This window comes from Anoxybacillus tepidamans PS2, from assembly GCF_000620165.1.
Taxonomy (GTDB): domain Bacteria; phylum Bacillota; class Bacilli; order Bacillales; family Anoxybacillaceae; genus Anoxybacteroides; species Anoxybacteroides tepidamans_A.
Genome location: NZ_JHVN01000001.1, coordinates 1 through 23,002, shown reverse-complemented (window position 1 = coordinate 23,002; position 23,002 = coordinate 1). Strand labels below are relative to the sequence as shown.

Below are 23,002 nucleotides of genomic sequence, written 5' to 3'. Positions count from 1 at the left end.
TTTTCTTTTTTATAGAATTGATGGTAATTGTGATTTGTCCGAATTATTCCTTTTTTGTTCAAACATACTATTCACATAAGAAAAATGATGCTGAAGGTGTGAGGCCAATGAAAAAAGCCGTATTCCTTAAATTGCGCCACCGCGTTCAAGTGAGGCCAAAGGATGTCATCTTAGCTGGAGATGTGGCGCAAATGATTGCCGATAATGAAGAGACACTTGAAAAGATTAAGCAAATTCCAATATACCGTATTGAGCCAAGTGATAAAAATATGGTCGTTATTGATGTGATGAAGGTTGTCGATGCGCTCATTCGTTTTGATCAATCGTTGGATATTCAAACGGTCGGGCCAGCGCAGACGATTATAGAAGTAGTATACCCAAAGCGAAACGTCTCCTTCATTTACTTTTTGCTCGTGTGGTTGCTTCTTTTCATCGGCTCCGCCATTGCAATCATCAATTTTCACGAAGATGTCAGCATGAAGGAAACGCAGCAACATTTATATACGATGATTACCGGTGAAAAAGCGGATAAACCGCTGTTGTTTCAAATTCCTTATTCTATCGGATTAGGGATCGGCATGATTGTCTTTTTTAACCATGTGTTCCGCAAGCGGCTCAATGAAGAACCAAGTCCTCTCGAAGTCGAAATGTTCAATTATCAGCAATCGATTGACCAGTACGTCATTTTACATGAAAACAAAGAAAGTATGAAGCGGATTGATGATGGCGATTAAGACGATCGCGATGATTGCCATCGGCTTTGCGGGAGGACTGGCGGTCGGAACGGGGTTTGTTGCCTTTTTGGTCGTTCTTGGTGTCATTCCGAGATTGACGCAATTAACGAAAACGGAAAAATGGATTCATGCATATGAGTGGAGCGCAGTGTCTGGCGCGGTGGTCGGCGGGTGGATCAGCTTGCGTTCTTCAATGTTATATGCCGCAAAATATTGGCTCGTTCCGATAGGGCTTCTAAGCGGAATCTTTATTGGAATGTTGGCAGCGGCATTAACAGAGGTGTTGAATGTATGGCCGATTTTAGCCAAACGGATGAGGATGGCAAATAAAATTGTTTTGTTAATGATGGCGATTGTATTAGGGAAAGTGTTTGGTTCGTTATTTTATTGGATTTATTTTGTGGAGGCGGGTTCACCATGAGTTTACGGAAAAATTATCAGCATGCTGTCAAACAGTTTCAGCCGAAACCGTCGTATATAGCCAATAGCCTTAAAGCATTTATAAGCGGTGGATTGCTTTGCGCCTGCGGCGAAGCGCTGCGCAAACTGTATATGAACGGGTTCAATGTTTCAGCGGTAAATGCGGACCATTTAATGATGTTGACTATTATCTTGCTTGCGGTTTTGTTTACAGCGCTCGGCGTGTATGACACGTTCAGCCAATTCGCCGGCGCTGGAGCGACCATCTTGTTAAGCGGGTTTGCCAATTCATTAGCGAGTGCGGCCATAGAGCACCGCAGTGAAGGCTGGGTAGGCGGCGTGGCAAATCAAATGTTTAAAGTTGGCGGTGCTGTCATCGTCTATGGAGTGGTCGTCGCCTTTGTGTTAGGAGTGGTGCATTACATCGTGTAAGTTGAAAGGAGGGGTTTTGTGAGACTTGCCGGAAAGCAAACGTGGGTGTTTGATGATGTGTACCTTCAGGCAACTGGAACGGCAGTAGGCCCTTTTGAAGCGAATGGACCGCTCGGAGAGGAATTTGATGTTGTGCATCACGATCTATACTGCGGGGAAAAGACATGGGAATTGGCAGAGCGCCGTCTAATGAAAGAGGCTATTGATGTTTGCCTACAAAAAGGAAATGTAACAGCCAATGACATTGATTTTTTTCTGGCGGGAGATTTGTTGAATCAAAATGTGACTGCTAATTATACGGCGCGCGATCTTCCGATTCCGTTTTTATGTATGTTCGGTGCTTGTTCGACATCAATGGAAACGCTCGCGGTCGGTTCAGCCCTTGTGGATGGGGGATTCGCGCGGCAAGTGCTGACGGCAACGAGCAGCCATAACGCCACTGCGGAGCGGCAGTTTCGCTACCCGACGGAACTCGGGGTGCAAAAGCCGAAAAGCGCCACATTTACAGTGACAGGAGCAGGGGCCGCATTAATCACTAGGAAAAAAAGCCGCTTCCGTATTACGTCAGCTACAGTTGGGCGAGTGATTGATGCCGGGTTGAAAAATCCGCTCGATATGGGATCAGCGATGGCACCGGCTGCTGCTCATACAATTGAACAACATTTTTTAGACTTGGGGCGCTCCCCTGCTGATTATGATTTAATCGTTACCGGCGACCTGTCACGAGTCGGCAGCGTGATCGTCAAGGAACTGCTGATGGAGGCAGGGTATGATGTAACAGTGAACTATAATGACTGCGGCTTGATGGTATACAGACCGGATCAAGCGACATTTGCCGGCGGAAGCGGCTGCGCTTGCTGTGCTGTTGTTACGTATGGTCATTTATTGAAGGAAATGGAGAAAGGAACATTCCGTAACATGTTGGTTGTGGCAACGGGAGCATTATTAAGCCCAACAATGATGCAGCAAAAACAATCGATTCCAGCAATCGCTCACGGAGTTGTGATCGAAGCGGCAGGGAGGGGATCACGTTGGAATATTGGATAGCTTTTTTTGTCGGTGGACTAATTTGTGGATTGGCCCAGTTTATTATTGATCGAGCCAATGTCGCACAAATCCATATGGTCGCAGTGCTTGTAAGCTTCGGGGCCATTTTAGGGGCGTTAGGTGTATACGACTCGCTCGTTTCGGTTGCGGGTGCCGGGGCGCTATTGCCGATGAGCGGATTCGGATATTTGCTCGTTAAAGGAATATGGTCACATGGAACTGAGCAAGGATGGACCAATATCGGAGCTGGAATCTTTCAATTTGTCGGGCTTGAGCTTTCTTTCACAATCGTTCTTTCATTTTTTGCGGCAATCATTTGGAAGCCGAGAGGGTAACGACAATGAAAAAAAGACGGATTATTGTCGTGACGGATGGGGATGAGTTTGCGTGGCGCACGATCCAGCATGTCGCCAAAGAAGTGGGAGGGCGCTGCATCAGCCGCTCTCAAGGAAATCCAACGCCGCTATCAGGAGAAGAGCTCGTATCACTGATTTTGCAAGCGCCGCACGACCCAGTATTCGTGATGTTCGATGATTGTGGAGCGATCGGCGAGGGTGTCGGTGAGCAAGCGTTGAAATATGTAGCAACGCATGAACAAATCGAAGTCATCGGGGCCATTGCCGTCGCTTCGAATACGCATAAGCATGAATGGGCCAAAGTCGATGTTAGCGTAGATCGTGACGGAAATTTAACAGAACGGGGCGTTGACAAGGAAGGCATACCGGAAATGGAGATCGGGCGGATTAATGGCGATACGGTTTATTGTTTGGAACAGTTAAATATTCCGATTATTGTTGGTATTGGCGACATCGGAAAAATGGGATACCGCGATCACGTCAAATACGGTTCGCCGATTACGAAAAAAGCGGTGGAAGTGATTTTAGAAAGGAGTGGGCATCGTGGCGACGAAAACAGATATCGTTCCGATATTTGAAAAGCTCGTTGATAATGAAACATATTTAAAAGAGAAAATCGGAATTGGAGCGAGTTTTGACTTAGGCATTCGGAAAATATTTGTGCTAAAAAGGGAAGTGCACCTTTATTACTGCAACGGTCTTTGTGATACACAGTACTTAATTCAATTGTTAAAGCAAATTGTCCAAATTAACGATGACGAACGACAAAGTGTACAGGCCAAACAAATTCTTGAAAACAGGCTTGTACATCAGCAGGTAAGTCCTGTTAGAGATTTAAATGAAGCGATTGATAAGCTGCTATCAGGGCTTATTGTCATTTTAATGGAAGGGGAAACGAGCGGATTTATTGTCGATGTTCGCAGTTATCCTGGTCGGCAGCCGCAAGAGCCGGACACAGAAAAAGTGGTGCGCGGCGCCCGCGACGGTTATGTAGAAAACATTATTGTCAACACCGCGCTCACGCGGCGGCGCATTCGCGACGAACGGCTGCGATTCGAAATTATTCAAGTTGGCGAGCGATCAAAAACGGATGTATGCATTGCATACATTAAGGACGTGGCCGACCCGGGGCTTGTGGAGCTTGTGAAAAAAGAAATTAAGCAAATTAAAATTGACGGGCTGACGATGGCGGACAAAACGATCGAAGAGTTTTTAGTAAAACAAGGATACAATCCATATCCGCTCGTCCGCTATACGGAACGTCCCGATGTAGCGGCTACCCATTTGCTTGAAGGGCATGTGATTATTATAGTCGATACATCGCCAAGTGTGATCATTACGCCGACGACCTTGTTTCACCATGTGCAGCATGCGGAAGAGTATCGGCAAAATCCTGCGGTCGGAACATTTGTGCGCTGGGTGCGATTTTTAGGAATTTTAGCGTCGATATTTTTGCTGCCGCTTTGGATTTTATTTGTAATTGAACCGTCCTTGCTGCCGGAAAAACTTGCATTTATTGGGCCGAATAAGCATACGCACATTCCGACCATTGTCCAAATTTTCCTCGCCGATTTTGGGATTGAGTTTTTGCGCATGGCCGCCATTCATACGCCGACGCCATTGTCGACGGCGATGGGCTTAATTGCGGCGGTCTTAATCGGCGAAATTGCCATTAATGTTGGGTTATTCGTTCCAGAGGTCATTTTATATGTATCAGTCGCTGCGATTGGATCATTTGCAACGCCAAGCTATGAGTTAAGCATCGCTAACAAAATTGCTCGTCTATTGCTTGCTTTAGCCGTTGCGTTGTTCAAAGTGCCGGGGCTGGTGATCGGAACCACGGTTTATTTAATTTTATTAGCTCGCATTCGTTCGCTTAATACACCGTATTTATGGCCTTTTATTCCTTTTGATCCGGGGGCGTTTATGCAAATTATCGTTCGCCGTTCCGTCGCCGGCGGCAAAGTGCGGCCGAGCATCGTCCATCCGCAAAATCGGCGAAAACAGCCAACGTGATCGATTGCTACAACGGATAATAGAAAATGATGGAATCAAAAGATTAGTATTGCAACTTTCATAAAATTGTGGTAAGTTATACGTAATCTTTTTTCGCAAAAAAGGCAGTTAATTTCCGTTCGTTAACTGTCTTTTTTGCTTTTGAAACGCATAAAAATTAGCTTCTTTGAATATTTAATCTTTCGGAATGAGGGATCGGCATGTTTTTTCACGGAACGAGTCGTGTCAACGAAAAAGGACATTTAGAAATCGGCGGAGTCGATGTTGTAGATCTTGCAAAAGAATATGGGACACCACTGTATATTTATGATGTAGCGTTAATTCGCGCCCGCGCCCGCGCGTTTAAAGAAACGTTTGAAAAGCATGGGATCAAAGCGCAAGTCGCTTATGCTAGCAAGGCGTTTTCGACGGTTGCGATGGTTCAATTAGCGGAGGAAGAAGGGCTGTCGCTCGATGTTGTATCAGGAGGAGAATTGTATACAGCGCTAAAGGCGGGGTTTCCTCCAGAACGCATTCATTTCCACGGCAATAACAAAAGCCGTGAAGAACTGGAAATGGCGCTTGAATGCGGAATCGGCTGCATTGTTGTCGATAATTTTTACGAGCTGCGGCTGTTAGAAGAAATCAGCCGAAAGCAAGAGAGAACGACAGCGATTTTAATTCGAGTGACTCCTGGAATTGAGGCACATACGCATGACTATATTTTAACGGGCCAAGAAGACTCTAAGTTTGGTTTTGATTTAAATAACGGACAGGCTGACGAGGCACTAACATTGGCGCTAAACTCTCCTTCGCTTCATTTGCTCGGAGTTCATTGTCATATCGGTTCGCAAATTTTTGAGACGACTGGGTTTATACTAGCCGCGAAGAAAATTTTCCAAAAGATTGCTTACTGGAAGGAAGCGTACGGGTTTGTGCCTGAAGTTGTCAATCTCGGCGGCGGATTCGGGATTCGTTATACGAGTGAAGATACTCCGCTTTCTGCTTCAAAATATGTTGAAAACATTATTGAAGAAGTGAAACAACAAGCTGCCGAGCTGGGGATCGCGATGCCGGAAATTTGGATTGAGCCTGGCCGTTCGCTTGTCGGCGATGCTGGAACGACGATTTACTCAATTGGTTCACGTAAAGAAGTGCCAAATGTCCGGCATTATGTGGCGGTAGATGGAGGAATGAGCGACAACATTCGTCCCGCTTTATACGAGGCGAGATATGAGGCGGTGCTCGCCAACCGCGTGCTCGATGAAAAAGAAGAAGTAGTGGCGATTGCGGGCAAATGCTGCGAATCAGGCGATATGCTCATCTGGGACTTGCCGCTTCCGAAAGCAGAAGCAGGCGATTATTTGGCTGTATTTTGCACCGGTGCATACGGCTATTCGATGGCGAACAATTACAATCGCTTGCCTCGCCCGGCTGTTGTCTTTGTCGAAAATGGCGAAGCGCAGCTCGTCGTTCGTCGGGAAACGTACGAAGACTTAGTGCGTCTAGACGTGCCGCTAAGGGCGAAGGTGAACCAATAAAACAAAAAAGACTCTAACTGATATTATCCCCTTTGAGTAGACAGTGTAAAAAGCCCACATTTCAGATGTGGAATGTTACACGATACTTGGAGGGGGTTTTTTATGGCGAAAAAAGACAAAGGCAAATGCATTTAGGAATACTTTTCATGAGCCTCTCCCACCTGCACTCCGTTAAGAGGTGAGAGACTTCTCGGTAGCTATGTTAAAACGATCCTCAGTTAAGAAATATAGTTGACCAAGACAACTATATTTCTTATAATATGTTTAGTTTAAATTTTCTGAACTTTATGGAGGTACCTATATGGATTCAATTCGAAATAATGTAGAAAAAATCCGGAAATTCAATAGATTTTATGCAAACGTTCTAGGTAAAATCGATCAAGAAATTTATAATCGGCCATATACACTAACAGAAGCCCGTGTATTAACTGAAATTAATTCAAGAAATGGTTGCACGGCGACTGAAATTAGAGAAACCCTTGGAATTGACCGAGGTTATATGAGCCGGATTATCCAACGATTTGAGGAAGAAAAAATTATTATTAAAAAACGTTCATCAGACGATAAACGTCAATACTTACTCTATCTAACTGATTATGGTAGAGAAGTTTTAAATGGCTTGGTTGAAAATGCGAATCGTGAAGTAGCTAAAATGATTCAAGCAATGCCAAAACGTGATCAATTAAAGCTTGTCACATCCATGGAAACCATCGAATCTATTCTTTCTGGAGAACATCAATCACACTCAGACGTGTCTATTCGATCGTTTCAACCCGGAGATGTGGGCTATGTTGCCTATCTTCACGGAAAGCTCTATCACAAAACATATGGGTTTGGTCGAGCTTTTGAATATTATGTTATGAAGGGGTTAACGGAATTTTTGGGGGATTCTGAAGGAGGGGATTTATGGGTCGCGGAGGTCAATGGTGAAATCGTAGGTTCTATTGGGATTACTCAATCTAGTGAACAAATCGCCCAACTTCGATGGTTTGTCGTTGATGAAAATTACCAAGGTTTAGGTCTAGGGAAAAAACTAATGGACACAGCGATTGCTTTCTGTAGAAAACGAGGTTATCAGCATGTTTTCTTGTGGACTGTGAGTATATTAGACACAGCTCGACATCTTTATCAAAAGTACAATTTTAAATTAACAGAGGAGAAACCGAACAAGACATGGACTGGAACTAGATTGATTGAAGAACGCTGGGACTTAACTCTGACCGACGAAAAAACAATCTCATAAAATATAAATATTGAGAAAGGTTTAGGAATATTTTTCAGCTTTCATTAAAGCTTGTCTTTTCTTTGCCATAAAAAATCCCCTATCAAGCAAACTCCTAAGAACATCATATCAAATGTCCTCTTTTTCGCTGTCTACTTGTAGGGGATCATATCATTGTGGCACCTTTTATTATTTTTGCGTTTCCGATGAAGTAAACACTGATTTAATCGCATTCCAAATTTCTTTTAAAATGTCGACGATGTTTTGAATAAACGTCTTTCCTTCTTCCGATTGCAAAAAGGTCGAAAGCTTGTTTTTGGCTTTGCTTAATTGGTCATTGACTTGATTCCAGTCAATATTTAAGTTTTTCATTTTGTTGAATAAGGAAACTAGGCTGTTTATTTCATCTTGAGTGAGAGTAATGCCTAAATCTTTAGCGACTTTTTCGATGAGCGCGCGCAAGTCGGCATCCGTTTTCGGCGGGTTTTTAGCGATTTCTTCTTTAATTTTTGCTAAAAGAGCGACTGCTTGATCGTTGCCGATCGATTTGCCGAGCTGCGCCGTTTTCACCATCTCTTCGTTGGCTACTTTTTTGACGTCTTCTGGAATTACCTTGTCTGAGGAAACTTCATACGCTTTCATCAATCCCGTTAACGCCGCAGTGCCGGAGACAGGAAACGGGGCGGTAATATAAATTTTTGCATCTTTAACGCCCGCAGTAATGAGCGCATTCGTATACATTTCTTTTGTCACCCATGTAATATTGTGTGTTTCCACATCAAGCCCAGAACCTTCGGCACCGATCGTAATCATCGATGACGAAATCGCCCGTGTGCCAATTTGCGCTTTTGGAATCAAATTGTCGAGATATTTATGCTCTTCCGCGTTAGAAACGGTGATCGTTTGCGCATTTTGCGGCGCGTTCATTTCATTCAACACTTGCTGTTTTTGTGCTTCAGTTAAGTTCTCGCCTAGTGTAATAATGACATCGCCTTCCGCTGCATCGGCTGCCGCCATTATCGGATATGCAAGCAGCAAAGAGGCCATCATCCATCCCATCAATATGCGTTTCACTAGTTCAACCTCCTTATTACTTCTTTATTGCCACCATTCTTATTCTACATACAAACGAGACAAGATAGAAGCAAAACGATATGGACGTCTACTTTTTTTACATTGCAAACAATGGTATGATAGGGGGGAATGAAAGAAAGGAGATCGAGAGCATGGCAAAAAAAGGGCATATTTTGTTAGAAAACGGAGCAACGATTGAATTTGAACTATTTCCGAATGAAGCGCCAAAGACGGTGGCAAATTTCGAAAAGCTAGCAAACGAAGGATTTTATAATGGCTTAACGTTCCATCGTGTGATTCCGGGGTTCGTAAGTCAAGGTGGATGTCCGCGCGGAAATGGGACGGGCGATGCTGGATACACGATTCCGTGTGAAACGGATAACAACCCGCATAAGCATGTCGAAGGAGCGATTTCGATGGCGCACCGCGGCCGCGATACAGGAAGCTGCCAATTTTTTATCGTGCATGAGCCGCAGCCGCATTTAGATGGCGTACATACCGTTTTCGGCCAAGTGACATCCGGAATGGACGCTGTTAAAGCGATGAAAAACGGCGACGTTATGAAAGAAGTTAAAGTATGGGAAGAATAAACCGAAAGGAGAGCTTAACAGACGCGTTCTGTTAAGCTTTTTTGAAAGGATGGGCATCATGAAGAAAAATTGGGTGCTGTTTTTTATATTACTTGGCGTAAGCTTCGTCTGGGGAGCGATGTACTGGCTGTTTATCGCCAAATAAATGCGCGTGCATGGACAAACGCTTTTGTTATGATATAATGATAAAAAATTACATAGTCGTTTGTATCCTTCGGGGCAGGGTGTAATTCCCGACCGGCGGTATTGAAACTGATGCGTTTCTCAGCCCGCGAGCCGAACAGGCACGATCCGGTGCGATTCCGGAGCCGACAGTTACAGTCTGGATGGGAGAAGGATCACATGAGGCGGCGCATGACCATGAATGGTGCGCAAGAAAAGCTGCTAGCCTATGCCGTCCATATGACTGAGCGTTGGTCGTATGTTCGAACAGATGGAGGAGCATGGTAGGCTGAAGTTTAGTTGTGTACGGGAACGAATGTTTTGGGATGGCGTGCCGTTTTTCCCGTAAAAACGAGATCGTGCGTGGAATGTGCCGCTTATTTGACGTGCGAAAAACGAAACATGTCAATTGTGGTTCTTACATATCTCTGCCCTAGGACTTTTTACCTAGGGTTTTCTTTATATGTCGGAAGAGAGGAGGAAACATGATGCGGCATGATGAACGGTATATGCGATTGGCGTTGGAGCTTGCCAAGACAGCAAGCGGTCAAACATCGCCGAATCCGGTTGTCGGCGCGGTCGTTGTGAAAAATGGAGAGATCGTTGGTTTCGGCGCGCATTTAAAAGCGGGAGAGCCGCATGCGGAAGTTCATGCGGTTCGCATGGCAGGCGACAAAGCGAGAGGGGCGACCGTTTACGTTACGCTTGAGCCGTGCAGCCATTTCGGAAAAACACCGCCATGTGCTGATTTATTAGTGGAAACAGGCGTAGCGCGGGTGGTAGTGGCAACGACCGACCCGAATCCGCTTGTGGCTGGAAAAGGGATTGAAAAGCTGAAGCGGGCGGGCATTGAGGTAGTTGTCGGCATTTTAAAAGAGGAAGCTGATGAACTGAACCGTGTCTTTTTTCACTATATAAAGACGAAAACGCCGTTTGTCACATTGAAATATGCGAGCAGTTTAGACGGAAAAATTGCGACGACAACAGGTGACAGCAAATGGATTACATCAGAAGAAGCGCGACAAGATGTGCATCGGTACCGGTCCATGAACGATGCGATTTTAGTCGGGGTGAACACCGTCATTGCCGATGATCCGCGATTGACAACGAGGCTCCCCGAAGGAGGGAAAAACCCGATTCGCATTATTTTAGACACGCATTTACGTACGCCGCTTGATGCTAATGTCATAAACGATGCGGAAGCCGAGACGTGGCTGATTGTTGGCAGCCAAGTGCCAGATGAGCGCATTGCTTTGTATGAAAAACCGCATGTGCACATGATACAAATGAATGAACCGACGATCAACATTCATGAACTGTTACGTTCATTGGGCGAAAGGGGCATTACCTCTCTTTTTGTTGAAGGCGGTTCGCGCGTGCACGATAGTTTTGTGCGGGCGCATGCTTTCCAAGAAATCGTTGCATATTTTGCACCTAAGCTCATCGGAGGGAGCGAGGCGCCGAGCCCTGTCGGCGGCATTGGGTTTACCCATATGAAAGACGTCGCGGAATTGATCATTACGCGCGTCGAAACGATCGGACCGGATATAAAAGTGGTTGCAGTACCAAAACTAAAGGGTGAGGCATAATGTTTACAGGGATTATTGAGGAAATCGGCACAATTGAACAAATGCGGCAATCGGGAGAAGCGATTGTTATTACGATCGGCGCGAAAAAAGTGCTTGAGGATGTGAAGCTTGGCGACAGCATTGCCGTTAATGGCGTGTGCTTGACGGTTACGTCATTTACAAACCGTTCATTTACTGTGGATGTGATGCCGGAGACCGTCCGCGCGACATCACTAAGCACATTAACAGGAGGTTCAAAAGTCAATTTAGAGCGGGCAATGGCCGCAGGCGGTCGGTTTGGCGGGCATTTTGTGTCTGGGCACGTCGACGGCATCGGCGAAATCATTCGCAAAGAGCCAGTTGCCAATGCCGTCTATTATGAAATTAAAATGCCAAAACCGCTTAGGAAGTATATGATTTTGAAAGGATCGGTCGCCGTCGACGGGACGAGCCTCACAATTTTCGGTTTGACGGAAGACACGTTTACGATCTCCTTAATTCCGCATACGCGCTCGGAAACGATTTTAGGCGACAAGCAAGCGGGGGATATCGTGAATATTGAGTGTGATATGATCGGAAAATATGTAGAACAATTCGCGCGTGGGAAAACGGAAGAAAAGGTGAAATCGGCGATTACGCTCGAGTTTCTAGAAAGGCATGGCTACAAATAAGGAAAAGGTGGTGGGAGTATGTTCAACACAATTGAAGAAGCAATTTATGAGCTGATGCAAGGAAATGTCATTATCGTTTGCGATGACGAGGATCGAGAAAATGAAGGGGATTTCGTCGCTCTAGCGGAAAAGGCGACGCCAGAAGTGATTAATTTTATGATTAAATATGGGCGCGGACTCGTTTGTGTGCCAGTGACGGAAGAGCTGGCGGATAAATTGGAATTGGCACCGATGGTCAATCACAATACCGATCCGCACGGAACTGCCTTTACCGTCAGCATCGATCATAAATCAACGACGACGGGCATTAGCGCATACGAGCGTTCTCGAACGATTCAAGAGCTCCTCAACCCGAACGCCAAAGCGAGCGATTTTAAGCGCCCCGGTCATGTGTTTCCGCTTGTGGCGAAAAAGGGAGGCGTATTGCGCCGCGCTGGTCATACGGAAGCGGCTGTTGATTTGGCCCGTTTGTGCGGTGCAAAGCCGGCTGGCGTCATTTGTGAAATCATTAAAGAGGATGGAACGATGGCGCGCGTGCCGGATTTGCGGCAAATCGCCGATGAATTTGATTTGAAAATGATCACGATTAAAGATTTAATTCAGTACCGCAATCGCAAAGAAAAATTGGTGAAGCGGGAAGTTGAAATTACGCTGCCGACAGAATTTGGCGAGTTTAGGGCGATCGGCTATACGAACTCGGTGGATGGAAAAGAGCACATCGCGCTTGTGAAAGGAGAAGTGATTCCGGACGAACCGATTCTCGTCCGCGTCCATTCTGAATGCTTAACAGGCGATGTATTTGGTTCGTACCGCTGCGACTGTGGTCCGCAGCTGCACGCGGCTTTAGCGCAAATTGAGGAAGAAGGGCGAGGGATTTTGCTGTATATGCGTCAAGAAGGCCGCGGTATCGGTTTGCTGAATAAACTGCGCGCTTACAAGCTGCAAGAACAAGGATACGATACAGTGGAAGCGAATGAAAAGCTCGGCTTTCCGGCTGACTTGCGCGACTATGGCATCGGCGCGCAAATTTTAAAAGATTTAGGCGTAACGAAAATGCGTCTTCTTACCAATAATCCGCGCAAAATTGCCGGCTTGAAAGGATATGACTTGGAGGTAGTAGAGCGCGTGCCGCTGCAAATGCCTGCCAAAAAAGAAAACGAAAAGTATTTAAAAACAAAATACGAAAAGCTAGGCCATATGCTTCGTTTTTAATAAAAAGAAGTATATTTTTTACTTTTTTTGGAATAATAGGAGGTATTCATATGCGAATGATGGAAGGAAATTTAGTTGGTACAGGATTAAAAGTGGGAATTGTTATTTCGCGGTTTAACGAATTCATTACAAGCAAATTGCTGTCGGGGGCTTTGGATGGCCTCAAACGCCATGGCGTTGACGAAAATGATGTAGCTGTGGCATGGGTGCCGGGAGCGTTTGAAATTCCGCTGGTGGCGAAAAAAATGGCAGAATCAAAAGAGTACGATGCAGTCATCGCCCTTGGAACGGTGATCCGCGGGGCCACAAGCCATTACGACTACGTGTGCAATGAGGTAGCCAAAGGCGTTTCGCATGCAGCATTATCAACGGGAACGCCCGTCATCTTTGGTGTTTTAACGACCGACACGATTGAACAAGCGATCGAACGAGCAGGCACGAAAGCGGGCAACAAAGGCTGGGAGGCGGCTGTTAGTGCCATTGAAATGGCGAACTTGCTTCGCTCTTTTTCGTAGAAAGAGTTCACAAGTGGAGCAATAGCGTTTATAATACGTAATGAGAAAACGACTTTTGTGCTTTTCTGTCGAAGAAAAGTATAGCCAGTAATGAGGGGTTTTTTATGTTAATTCGTTATCGGAAAAACTATGAAAAAATTGCCATGGGCCTTCTGTCGTTTATGCCGACAGAAAAAGATTTGAAAAAGTTGCAGCAGACGATCAAACACTATGAAACGAACGAAAACTGGCAGCTGTTTTTATGGAAAGAAGAGGACGATATTATCGGTATTATTGGCATTTTGTTGGGCGACGGGCAAACAGCGGAAATCCAGCATATCAGCGTCAATCCTTCGCACCGTCATCAAGGCATCGGAAAACAAATGGTGAAAGAGCTCAAGGAACTGTACCCGAATTACGAATTAAAGGCTAATGAGTTTACAGCTTCATTTCTTGACAAATGTGAACTGTAAAAAGGCTGCCTAGTCATTAGGCAGCCGCTTTTTTTGCTTGCTTTGCTCGCGCGCTGCGATGACATCGGAACGGTCGCGCCGCGCATGCTTATGAAGCAAAAATTCATTATGGAGATCGCTTTCCTTCCCCCAAAAAAGCCCCTTTTTTTCACAAAGCTCAAGACATGTTTGAAGCAGCGCTTTATCGCTGATGGGCAACTCGATGCTTCTATATGGTTTTCCTTGTTCAATTCGTTCCATGTATTTTTTCAATAGCTCCAAAAGCTTTGAGTCATCGAGGCCGAGTTGCTGAAGGCTTGCTCTCTCCTGTGCGAGAAGCCAAGCCGCTTTTTGCATCATGCGTTTCGCTCCGTTTCGGTTTCCACGCCGATGATGATAAAGCGCGACCGCTATTTGAATCAACCCTACCCAAACACGTCTTTTTTCGTCTTTTTTCCAATATTCTTCCAATAATTCATGGCACTCAAAATAATCGCGGTCTGTATGGAAATGAAGCAAATAATCGATGTAAGCGCTCGGATACAATATTCCATCACCTTCTTTCTCTATTTCATTTCCATTGTATCATACGCTTGGGAAAAATTTGCTTGGACAACGTTCAATTATCATCTATACTTAACGGTAGTGTCATTATAAATGGTGGGATGAATGTGCAGTACAATGTGAAAATTGAAGCGTTTGAAGGTCCGCTCGACCTGTTATTGCATTTAATTAACCGATATGAAATCGATATTTATAATATTCCGGTTGCCGAGATTACCGAGCAATATATGGCGTACATCCATGCGATGCAAGAGCTCGAGCTCGATATTGCAAGCGAGTATTTAGTCATGGCGGCGACACTCTTGGCGATTAAAAGCAAAATGCTGCTGCCGAAGCATGAAGAGGAATTGATCGATGAAGAAATCGGCCATTTAGAAGAAGATCCGCGCGACGAATTAATGCAGCGCCTTCTTGAATACAAGAAATATAAGGAAGCGGCACATGAGCTGAAAAAACGCGAAGAGGAGCGAGCCCTTTTATTTACAAAGCCGCCGAGCGATATGAGCATTTATGCATCTAAAATTGAAACAGAAAGACGCCCGCTCGATGTGACTGTCTATGATATGCTTGGCGCTCTTTCCAAGCTCTTGCGCCGCAAAAAACTGCAAAAGCCGCTCCATACAAAAGTGGCGCGCCAGGAAATTCCGATTGAACAGCGGATGGAAGAAATTTTAGATGAATTGCGGAAAGCGAAAATACGGAAAAACTTTTTCGATCTGTTCCCGTATTATGACCGCGAACATATTGTGGTTACGTTTTTGGCCATTTTAGAACTGCTGAAAAAAAATTTAATTGTGATTGAGCAAGAGCGAAATTTTGCTGATATTTTCATTGCGAGCAATGAAAGGATGGAACGTAATGGAGATGAACCACTATAAAGCGATTGTTGAGGGATTATTGTTTGCTGCGGGGGACGAGGGATTGTCGCTCAAACAAATCGCTTCTGTGCTTGAAATCGAGGAGGAACAAGCACTTAGCATTATTGCCGAACTGAAAGCGGATTTCAGCGGGCAAGACCGCGGCATTCAACTGATCGAGCTTGCTGGTGTGTATCAGCTGGCAACGAAAAAAGAGCACGCGCCATATTTAAAAAAGCTTGTCGAATCGCCTTCCTCCTCCTCTTTATCGCAAGCTGCGCTTGAGACGTTAGCCATTGTAGCTTACCGCCAGCCGATTACGCGGGCGGAAATTGAGGAGATTCGCGGCGTTAAAAGCGACAAACCGCTGCAAACGCTCATTGCGAGGGCGCTCATAAAGGAAGTAGGGAGAGCGGAAGGGACAGGACGGCCTATTTTATACGGGACGACAAAAGAGTTTTTAGATTATTTTGGTTTAAAAACGATCGAGGAGTTGCCGCCGCTTCCAGAATTGAAGGAAGAAGAAACGGAACGGGAAGCCGACTTATTTTTTGAAAAATTTGAAGAAACTTTTAAACAATAAAGATAATTGTGATAAGATAAAGGTAACGAATTTTCCGTTATTGCACGTAAAGGAGGCTTTAGGATGCGTATTCGCCAATGCCGCGGATATGAGCTAGAAAAGGCGCAACCAAACACATCAGAAGACTTTTTTAACCGTTCCGAGGTCACGTTTGTTGACGACGGCGACGAAAAAACGCTGCACGTTTTATATGTGCGTTATTTCGATCAATTATTTCCGTCATTTACCCCATATGAGCAAGATCCCATTTTTCAAGTGCAGGGACGCGACGTCTATTTCAAAGATATCGTGGCGCTCGTTTGCCTGCTCTCTAACCCAAGCTTTCGCCATCGGAAGCGCATATATATTAGTGAGGAGAAGGAGTTTCGCAGTTATTTTGAACAAATTGAATACGCGAAGCTTCCGGAAATTTTTTCGGCTTTAGAAATAAAGCGGGAATATGAACTAACTTCACCGCTTCGGTTCATTAAACAACCATTATAATATACGGGGGTCTGTAATATGGGAAATTCCATCGTCATGAATCAAACAAAGCAGGTTGAAGCATTTTTACAAAAAACGGTACAAGCGATTGCCGGATATTTAAACGAAACAACGATTATGGGCCTGCTTGCCGAGCAAGACGACGTCGACCAAACGTATGCTGAACAGTTGCTTTCGAACTTGCGCCGCCTTGTTGTGTATTGCGAGGAAGGACTAGAGGCGTGCCGCATTGTGCTCGGGGATGAGCCGTTCCGTAAAGCTGCTGCGGAAAAAGCTTTGTATCGCGTCTATCACTCGTGCATTGCGGAGTTTTTTGCACCGAAAAATGACGCATGGTACGAAGACAGCCGTTCCGCTTATACCGGACGCAATTCGATCAAATTTCGGCAGACGCCTCCTCCGTCGCTCCAAGCGCTCATCGCTTCTGTTGAGGGCAGCTTTCAGGCGATGCGTGAAGAGCTGGAATTTTACGAAACTGACTATCGGACAAAAATGATGCAATCGAAATAATACGGCTGCAGCCGCCTCCCTGAATTGGGGAGGCGGTTTGTGCATATTTGCCTAAAAGTCTCTATGCTCTCAACTCAAGAGGACAGATGAGAGGACGAACAAAAATAAAAAAGAGGACAGTCAAGCTGTTGATGTGCCGCTTTATGAATCTCTCCCACCTACACTCCGTTAAGAGGTGGGAGACTTCTCGGTAGATATGTTAAAGGGATTGTTACTCCGTTTTCAGCCGATCAATTTTTTGCAATATTTCCTGGACAGGAAACGGAAGATTCGTTTTATCGTTAGAAGGCGACGTTGTGTTTAGGTTGCTGTTTTCAGCATGGTCATCCGTAGCAGGCAAGCTGTTTACAACATTGCCAACAGGTTCAGATTTGTCGTTGCTGTTAGGCAGATGCTTTATTATATCGTCAATGGGGGCTTGATTGTTAAACGGATTATTTATGATATCGCTAGCTGGGGTGTTTATGAGATTTCCAGATGGTTTCGTTTCATCGTTGCCGTTTCCGGAAGGATCAGCTTTAGGTGTTTTAATGATGCTGTTAACAAGCGTGTTTTTTGTTATGGCGTCGATCATTTGCTTGAGTTCGCCTTCAGTAGACGGCTGCATCTCTGTTTTGCCGCCATTTTCGAAATAAGCCTGAAGCTGTGGGAGTGACGCGTTGTTTGCGGCGACATAATGGGCAAGCACTTTTAAATTTTTGAAGCCGATATTTCCGTTTTTCGGTTTATATATTTCGCCAATTTGGGCGTTGGAAGCTTTCAAGACAAGATCGCGAAAGACGGCTGGATCGGAAGACGACATGTGGACGGTGACCATTCCAGCCGGGGTTTCTATAATTTTTCGAATCGTTAACCCTTCTGCGGTCGCATTGTCAAACCGGAATAAAAGCATAGGAATGTTTTTCTTTTCCGCCGTATCGCCTGTCGCGATCGAAAGCGCGGACATGGTGCCTTCCAGTTGTCTCGCTTCAATGACAAATCCGACAGGAGACGGAGAATCCGCCGAACTATGTGCGACCGGAAACGACAGTCCGATGATTAGAAACAATATAGCGATTGCGAATTTGGGCCGATTGAATGGATGGGCCAATGCGATCACCTTTTCTGAACAAAATTCAATAGTGCACGAATCGCGTTTTTGCACAGAGCCTCTCCCATTTCAACCGGGAGATGGCTCGAGTTGCAAAAACACCCGCTGCAGGGGGCATCGTGCTGCGAATAGAGAGGAATGGATGATAAATTCATGCTGCGTGGAATATTTTTATGCGTCGAAATGGTTCTGACCAGAAAAACCGCTTTGCAGCTCTGCCGTTGCAAATTGCGGCTTCCAGGCAACGCATAAAGATCCGCCAACAATCCCCAAAATAGTGCCGATTAAAAGCCCGCCAAGCGCCCCCATAATCGACAGTACAGACGCAAAGATGGATATGACCCCAAATAAAGTAGAGAATCTAGGCATTATATAAGACATGAATCCTAGAAGGAATACGAGCCCTCCTAAAAAGAAGCCGACAAATACCATACTTCCCGGGGTCAGAGCCATTTCATAAAGCTGCATAGGAACCCATAAAATCATTGCTCCTGATATAAGCGTTAAAGTGGCTCCCCAGAAAGGTCGCTTCGTTTTCCAATTTTTAAATTTTTTCCATCCAGAAGAAATTGTGCTCATTTGCTACCATCCTTGTGCAAAATGATTAGTTTACTTTTTCAAAAGAAACTTTCATCCCAGGAAGAGAGACTTTTTGCTGAAAGAGATATAACGTTTTTAAGTCTCCGTTTTCAATCATGATATTGTCAGCACCTTGTGTAAATTCACGGGCTACTTTTTGCACCGGATCATTAATATTGCCAACATAATTTTCCGACATTGCTAAGTTACTAAACTGGGCGTTGCCATTAATTAAAGTAGCTTTTTGGATAAGCCCATCAATCTCAACAGGATTTTCGGATGTGATGACGACTCTGATTCCAAGCGCTGGAATAGTTTTGGAAATCTCTAATCCAGTAATCGTTGCATGGTTAATTTCGTTAACAGCAACAGGGATATTTTTTGTTTCGGCTCCATCAGCAAGTCCTCCATATAGTTTAAAGCCAGATCCCACCAACTTCTCAAACTTAACTGTAAATTCGCCAAATCCGCTAAGCGGCACCGCATAGGCTACGCCTGTCATTCCGAATACGGCAAGAAGAGAACCTAAAAACAAAAATCCGCTTAAAAGCGCAATCCAAAATCTTTTCCGAACGGTATGCCCTCCCGCAATTAAAATTTCTGACATAAATCCTCCTCCTTTATTCTTTTTAGGGTAAAAAATGGAGGCGTTCACTATAAAGTAAACGCTTTCTTAATTTTGTGAAAATTTTATGTCAAGTTTGCAGAAGTTTTAATACCTACATTTGTAGGAATTTTATTTGAGAATAAGAAATATTTGTAGAAATAAACCGAAAAATATTTAACGATCGGGGAGTGTGGTGCCATCTAAGTGAATACAAATCTATCCAATAAAGGACAAGGAGGATGGAAGCGTTGTCACAAGCATTAAACCATCATTTACATGGCCTTTTAAACAGCGCTATCCAATTGCTAAGCGTTTATAAAGAAGAGCTTCTGCAAGAGAGGAATCGAATTCTCGATTCGTTGCGACATGCGAATAAAAGATCGGAAGCTATATTCGCATTTATCAGTGATTTTTTACTCGAATGTTTAGCAACGGCGAGGAGAGGAAATGTGGAAGCAGGCAGCATGCTATGGAATATGCAGCAGCAGTGGGTAGAAAGATTTTCACAACGGCCTGATCCGGAAGCTATTATTTTTAGCCTGAATTTGTTGGAAAATGCATCTCATAAAATTTTGAAGTCGCGAATTGCCTTCTCCTCTAAATTACACCCTTCTGTCCACTATTTATTTTCGAAAATAGGCGAACGAATTCTATATTCATTCGATCAAGAATTAGTAGGGATTGATGCGATATGTGAGCAAATATTGGAAGCACCGGGGATACGGGTGAAATGGATTGCGAGAATTGAAGAAAAAAAGGAAGGATTTTATATCAAAAAAATAATTGGACCGCATCCGAACGCGGCATCTCTTAACGGGGAAAACTTTTTTGCTACTTGGAATGAAGTTGCTAACGTGTTATCAAGTTCACGTCTTCCGATTCCTTGGAAAAACGAGCTGCTGTTATTTGGGACAACAACTCATCATCACATTGATTTAGATGTTGTTTTTCATATATTGCGTAAGTTTCAGTTAGAGGAAGAGAGGCAACTGTGCTGTCTCCAAGAAAATCTTTGGAAAGACGCCGTCATATTATTTAACGAATGGATTATCCGATCGCAAAACTTTCAAGAGGCAATTGAAAACATTTGTTTCGGCTTTGGCCATTTTCTTCCCTTCGAACGCTGCGCTTTATTCAAGTTTTCGAACATGGAAAGCATCGGCGTCGGTTTGTATGGGTATCATTTGAACAAGGAAGAAATTCAGGCCATTGCTGAGAAAATGGATAACATCCCGATTTTGAATGAAAGTCTTGTTAAGCTTAAATCCCAAAATCATGAAATGAAAAACTTCCAACCTATTTATGTGCCATTCGCTCATAAAGAGTTTCCTAAGAAATATGTAGAAACATTTCAGCTTGCCTCCCTTATGATCGTCCCCATTTATGTGCCGACGGAAGGAAAAATTATCGGAGGAGTGGTGCTTGATAAAGGACCAGGGCAATATTTCACAGTCGATAGGACCTTATTTCCGGCGCTGATGAAGTTCGGACAAAGCTCCGGGGAGTTGTTATTAAGATTTATTGAAGCTAATATTCAGCCAACTGATTTGCTTCCAAATAACATCTCTCTTTCTTCCCGAGAAATCGAAATTATAAAGCTTCTAGCAGATGGTGCGTCAACATCTGAGGCGGCTGTACAGTTATATCTTAGTGAGTTTACAGTGCGGGATTACATTTCTAACATTATGAAAAAACTGAACGCCAGAAATCGGACGGAAGTAGCTGTGAAAGCGATCCGCTTGGGAATCATTCAATAAAATAACCTACTTTGCCGTTTAACATAATCCGCCGAGAAGTCTCCCACCTCTAAACGGAGTGTAGGTGGGGGAGGTTCATAAGGGAGAACATACTCCCGGGACATTTCGGTTTATATATTAACGCTTAAAGGAGCGAGTTAGAATAGCCTTCGAATCAACGTATGCTTTAACATATTGACCGAGAAATCTCCTACATCCAAGCGATGTGCAGGCAGGAGAGGTTCATCAGTGATAAGAACGCTTTTTCCGCGCACATCATACGATAATGACGGATAAAAAATGAGGAGGTTTCTTATGGAACAGCAAGCCCAATTTCAACAATATGTACAGGAAGTACGCGAGTGGGGGAAACAATTAGAGGAGAGTTGGTTGGAAGAGGATGCAAACGATATTGAAATGCTGCTCGCGCGTCTTGAAGAACATGAAGGAGAATGGCTTGAAGAAGAGATTGCGAACATTCAAATGATGGTAGAAGCGATTTACGAAAAAGCGGTGCAGGCGGCTGATCGCCAATTGAAGCAGGAAGAAGCGAACGAGGAACAAGTGCAGGAAGAACAAGAGGTAGAGCAAAATCGTGTTCCAGTCGGCGATCATCCGGAACAACAAGCTCAATTTCAACAATATGTGCAGGAAGTACGCGAGTGGGGGAAACAATTAGAGGAGAGTTGGTTAGAAGAGGATGCAAATGATATTGAAATGCTGCTCGCGCGTCTTGAAGAACACGAAGGAGAATGGCTTGAAGAAGAGATTACGAACATTCAAACGATGGTAGAAGCGATTTACGAAAAAGCAGTACAAACCGCTGACCGTCAATTAAAGCAGGAACAAGAGGAGATAGTGGAAGAACAGAGACAAAACCGTGTTCCGGTCGGCGGTCATACACTTCCACCGCTTCCGTATCGCTATGATGCCCTTGAACCGCATATTTCCGAAGAAATTATGCGTTTGCACCATACAAAACATCATAAAAGCTATGTTGATGGGTTGAACCAGGCAGAAAAAATGATGCAAAGGGCGCGGCAAACGAATGATTACAGTTTATTAAAGCATTGGGAACGCGAGGCTGCGTTTCATGGTTCCGGTCATTATTTGCATACTATTTTTTGGAATAACATGACGCCCAATGGAGGCGGCCGGCCGCAAGGAGCATTGTTGGAACAAATAAGAACCGATTTTGGCAGCGTAGAGCAGTTTCAACAACATTTCACGGAAGCGGCGAAAAGCGTTGAAGGGGTCGGCTGGGCGCTTCTTGTCTGGTCGCCGCGCGCCAATCGATTAGAAATTTTGCAAACAGAAAAACATCAGTTGATGACGCAATGGGATACGATTCCTTTGCTTGTGTTAGATGTTTGGGAACACGCATACTATTTGCAGTATAAAAACGATCGAACGGCCTATATCCGCAGTTTTTGGAATGTCGTCAACTGGCGCGATGTTGAACGGCGCTTTGAGCAAGCAAGCAAGCAGACTTCGCTGGAAGTCTTTTTAACACATTCACCGAGAAGTCTCCCACCTCTAAGCGAAGTGTAGGTGGGGGATGAATCGGATGTTTTTCTTTCTAAAACAGAACGTATGTGCTATAATCATCTTAACCAAGCTGTAGGGAAAGGAAGGAATCTCGATGCTCCGCGGTCAAAAAATCGCCTTTCGTGCATCGAAAAGGGATCTCAAACGGCTGGTGGCCTGCAATCGGGAGTCGGCACGCGTCTGGAATGAGTGCCTCCGGCTCGCGAAAGAATACTTCCTTCAACACGGCCGCCGCATCTCGAAAAGCGAGCTGCAAAAGCGAACGAAAGGCCGCTTTCATCTCCACAGCCAGTCGATTCAAGCCGTCTGCCACCAGTATCTCTTCGCGCGACAATCGGCACAAGCCGCCATTCAAAAAGGACTTCATCATGCTCGCTACCCATACAAACAAAAGAAATTCTTCAACACGAAATGGGCGAAAGATGGGTTCAAAGTGTACGAAAATGGAACCATTGCCTTATCGATGGGCATCCAT

General features: G+C 44.6%; 26 protein-coding genes, 1 pseudogene and 1 riboswitch. Of the genes and pseudogenes, 22 read left to right on the top strand and 5 right to left on the bottom strand.

Going from position 1 to position 23,002, the window contains the following annotated elements; translation table 11 throughout:
• Positions 1–107 precede the first annotated feature (107 nt).
• The 9 genes from N667_RS0100140 (at position 108) to N667_RS0100100 (ending at position 7,768) form a co-directional block, all read left to right on the top strand.
• Positions 108–734 (top strand): stage V sporulation protein AA, encoded by a 627-nt coding sequence (locus tag N667_RS0100140; protein ID WP_027407667.1) that lies wholly within the window; start codon positions 108–110, stop codon positions 732–734.
• Positions 724–1,155: a stage V sporulation protein AB gene (locus N667_RS0100135; RefSeq protein WP_027407666.1), complete on the top strand. Its 432-nt coding sequence runs from the start codon at positions 724–726 to the stop codon at positions 1,153–1,155. Before N667_RS0100140 ends, N667_RS0100135 begins: the two co-directional genes overlap by 11 nt.
• Positions 1,152–1,586 (top strand): SpoVA/SpoVAEb family sporulation membrane protein, encoded by a 435-nt coding sequence (locus tag N667_RS0100130; protein WP_027407665.1) that lies wholly within the window; start codon positions 1,152–1,154, stop codon positions 1,584–1,586. The genes N667_RS0100135 and N667_RS0100130 overlap by 4 nt, the downstream gene beginning before the upstream one ends.
• Positions 1,587–1,604: 18 nt before the next feature.
• Entirely contained in the window at positions 1,605–2,633 is a 1,029-nt protein-coding gene (gene spoVAD / locus N667_RS0100125) for a stage V sporulation protein AD (RefSeq protein WP_027407664.1), read from the top strand.
• Positions 2,618–2,968: a SpoVA/SpoVAEb family sporulation membrane protein gene (locus tag N667_RS0100120; RefSeq protein WP_027407663.1), complete on the top strand. Its 351-nt coding sequence runs from the start codon at positions 2,618–2,620 to the stop codon at positions 2,966–2,968. The genes spoVAD and N667_RS0100120 overlap by 16 nt, the downstream gene beginning before the upstream one ends.
• A 5-nt stretch (positions 2,969–2,973) precedes the next feature.
• Complete coding sequence (locus N667_RS0100115; protein WP_027407662.1) at positions 2,974–3,567, top strand: stage V sporulation protein AE; 594 nt, start codon at positions 2,974–2,976, stop codon at positions 3,565–3,567.
• The gene (locus tag N667_RS0100110; RefSeq protein ID WP_409978165.1) at positions 3,551–5,005 is read left to right on the top strand and encodes a spore germination protein; all 1,455 of its coding nucleotides are present in this window, start codon (positions 3,551–3,553) and stop codon (positions 5,003–5,005) included. The genes N667_RS0100115 and N667_RS0100110 overlap by 17 nt, the downstream gene beginning before the upstream one ends.
• Positions 5,006–5,205: 200 nt before the next feature.
• Complete coding sequence (gene lysA, locus N667_RS0100105) at positions 5,206–6,525, top strand: diaminopimelate decarboxylase (protein ID WP_027407660.1); 1,320 nt, start codon at positions 5,206–5,208, stop codon at positions 6,523–6,525.
• A gap of 301 nt (positions 6,526–6,826) precedes the next feature.
• Positions 6,827–7,768 carry a helix-turn-helix domain-containing GNAT family N-acetyltransferase gene (locus tag N667_RS0100100; protein ID WP_027407659.1) on the top strand — a complete coding sequence of 314 codons (942 nt, stop codon included), beginning with the start codon at positions 6,827–6,829 and terminating at the stop codon, positions 7,766–7,768.
• 168 nt (positions 7,769–7,936) lie between these two features.
• On the opposite strand, the gene N667_RS0100095 is transcribed toward N667_RS0100100, so the two are convergent.
• On the bottom strand, positions 7,937–8,806 hold the full coding sequence (locus N667_RS0100095) for a DUF1002 domain-containing protein (RefSeq protein ID WP_409978164.1): 870 nt from the start codon (positions 8,804–8,806) through the stop codon (positions 7,937–7,939).
• Positions 8,807–8,973: 167 nt separating this feature from the next.
• On the opposite strand from N667_RS0100095, the gene N667_RS0100090 reads away from it, so the two are divergent.
• The 6 genes from N667_RS0100090 to N667_RS0100060 all read left to right on the top strand — a co-directional run bounded on the left by N667_RS0100090 (position 8,974) and on the right by N667_RS0100060 (position 13,991).
• Positions 8,974–9,411, top strand: a complete 438-nt coding sequence (locus N667_RS0100090) for a peptidylprolyl isomerase (protein ID WP_027407657.1) — start codon at positions 8,974–8,976, stop codon at positions 9,409–9,411.
• A 206-nt stretch (positions 9,412–9,617) separates the two neighbouring features.
• A riboswitch (FMN riboswitch) is annotated at positions 9,618–9,753 on the top strand.
• Between the two features lie 308 nt (positions 9,754–10,061).
• The gene (gene ribD / locus N667_RS0100080) at positions 10,062–11,162 is read left to right on the top strand and encodes a bifunctional diaminohydroxyphosphoribosylaminopyrimidine deaminase/5-amino-6-(5-phosphoribosylamino)uracil reductase RibD (RefSeq protein WP_027407656.1); all 1,101 of its coding nucleotides are present in this window, start codon (positions 10,062–10,064) and stop codon (positions 11,160–11,162) included.
• Positions 11,162–11,812: a riboflavin synthase gene (gene ribE / locus N667_RS0100075; protein ID WP_027407655.1), complete on the top strand. Its 651-nt coding sequence runs from the start codon at positions 11,162–11,164 to the stop codon at positions 11,810–11,812. The genes ribD and ribE (N667_RS0100075) overlap by 1 nt, the downstream gene beginning before the upstream one ends.
• Positions 11,813–11,830: 18 nt before the next feature.
• Positions 11,831–13,024, top strand: coding sequence for a bifunctional 3,4-dihydroxy-2-butanone-4-phosphate synthase/GTP cyclohydrolase II (locus N667_RS0100070; RefSeq protein ID WP_027407654.1), 1,194 nt, complete (start codon positions 11,831–11,833; stop codon positions 13,022–13,024).
• A gap of 50 nt (positions 13,025–13,074) precedes the next feature.
• Positions 13,075–13,539, top strand: a complete 465-nt coding sequence (gene ribE / locus N667_RS0100065; protein WP_027407653.1) for a 6,7-dimethyl-8-ribityllumazine synthase — start codon at positions 13,075–13,077, stop codon at positions 13,537–13,539.
• 104 nt (positions 13,540–13,643) lie between these two features.
• Positions 13,644–13,991, top strand: coding sequence for a GNAT family N-acetyltransferase (locus tag N667_RS0100060; RefSeq protein WP_027407652.1), 348 nt, complete (start codon positions 13,644–13,646; stop codon positions 13,989–13,991).
• A gap of 9 nt (positions 13,992–14,000) precedes the next feature.
• Here N667_RS0100060 and N667_RS0100055 read toward each other — a convergent pair whose 3' ends face one another.
• Positions 14,001–14,516 (bottom strand): DUF309 domain-containing protein, encoded by a 516-nt coding sequence (locus N667_RS0100055; RefSeq protein ID WP_027407651.1) that lies wholly within the window; start codon positions 14,514–14,516, stop codon positions 14,001–14,003.
• A 119-nt stretch (positions 14,517–14,635) separates the two neighbouring features.
• Between N667_RS0100055 and N667_RS0100050 the strand changes: the two genes are divergently transcribed.
• The 4 genes from N667_RS0100050 to N667_RS0100035 all read left to right on the top strand — a co-directional run bounded on the left by N667_RS0100050 (position 14,636) and on the right by N667_RS0100035 (position 16,967).
• A complete protein-coding gene (locus N667_RS0100050; protein ID WP_027407650.1) occupies positions 14,636–15,412 on the top strand; it encodes a segregation/condensation protein A in 777 nt (258 codons plus the stop codon).
• Positions 15,393–15,974: an SMC-Scp complex subunit ScpB gene (gene scpB, locus N667_RS0100045; protein ID WP_027407649.1), complete on the top strand. Its 582-nt coding sequence runs from the start codon at positions 15,393–15,395 to the stop codon at positions 15,972–15,974. Before N667_RS0100050 ends, scpB begins: the two co-directional genes overlap by 20 nt.
• A 63-nt stretch (positions 15,975–16,037) precedes the next feature.
• Positions 16,038–16,457: a hypothetical protein gene (locus N667_RS0100040; protein ID WP_027407648.1), complete on the top strand. Its 420-nt coding sequence runs from the start codon at positions 16,038–16,040 to the stop codon at positions 16,455–16,457.
• An 18-nt stretch (positions 16,458–16,475) separates the two neighbouring features.
• Positions 16,476–16,967 (top strand): YpuI family protein, encoded by a 492-nt coding sequence (locus N667_RS0100035; RefSeq protein ID WP_027407647.1) that lies wholly within the window; start codon positions 16,476–16,478, stop codon positions 16,965–16,967.
• A 211-nt stretch (positions 16,968–17,178) separates the two neighbouring features.
• On the opposite strand, the gene N667_RS0100030 is transcribed toward N667_RS0100035, so the two are convergent.
• From N667_RS0100030 to N667_RS0100020, 3 genes are all read right to left on the bottom strand, one after another.
• Positions 17,179–18,111, bottom strand: coding sequence for a hypothetical protein (locus N667_RS0100030; RefSeq protein ID WP_027407646.1), 933 nt, complete (start codon positions 18,109–18,111; stop codon positions 17,179–17,181).
• Between the two features lie 117 nt (positions 18,112–18,228).
• A complete protein-coding gene (locus N667_RS0100025; protein WP_027407645.1) occupies positions 18,229–18,636 on the bottom strand; it encodes a DUF6114 domain-containing protein in 408 nt (135 codons plus the stop codon).
• Between the two features lie 25 nt (positions 18,637–18,661).
• Positions 18,662–19,243, bottom strand: coding sequence for a DUF6230 family protein (locus N667_RS0100020; RefSeq protein ID WP_027407644.1), 582 nt, complete (start codon positions 19,241–19,243; stop codon positions 18,662–18,664).
• Positions 19,244–19,491: 248 nt separating this feature from the next.
• Between N667_RS0100020 and N667_RS0100015 the strand changes: the two genes are divergently transcribed.
• The 3 genes and pseudogenes from N667_RS0100015 to N667_RS18140 all read left to right on the top strand — a co-directional run.
• A complete protein-coding gene (locus tag N667_RS0100015; RefSeq protein ID WP_027407643.1) occupies positions 19,492–21,000 on the top strand; it encodes a helix-turn-helix domain-containing protein in 1,509 nt (502 codons plus the stop codon).
• 294 nt (positions 21,001–21,294) lie between these two features.
• Complete coding sequence (locus N667_RS18145) at positions 21,295–22,530, top strand: superoxide dismutase (RefSeq protein ID WP_232223866.1); 1,236 nt, start codon at positions 21,295–21,297, stop codon at positions 22,528–22,530.
• Positions 22,531–22,621: 91 nt separating this feature from the next.
• Positions 22,622–23,002: pseudogene (locus N667_RS18140) on the top strand (RNA-guided endonuclease TnpB family protein); the annotation flags it as partial.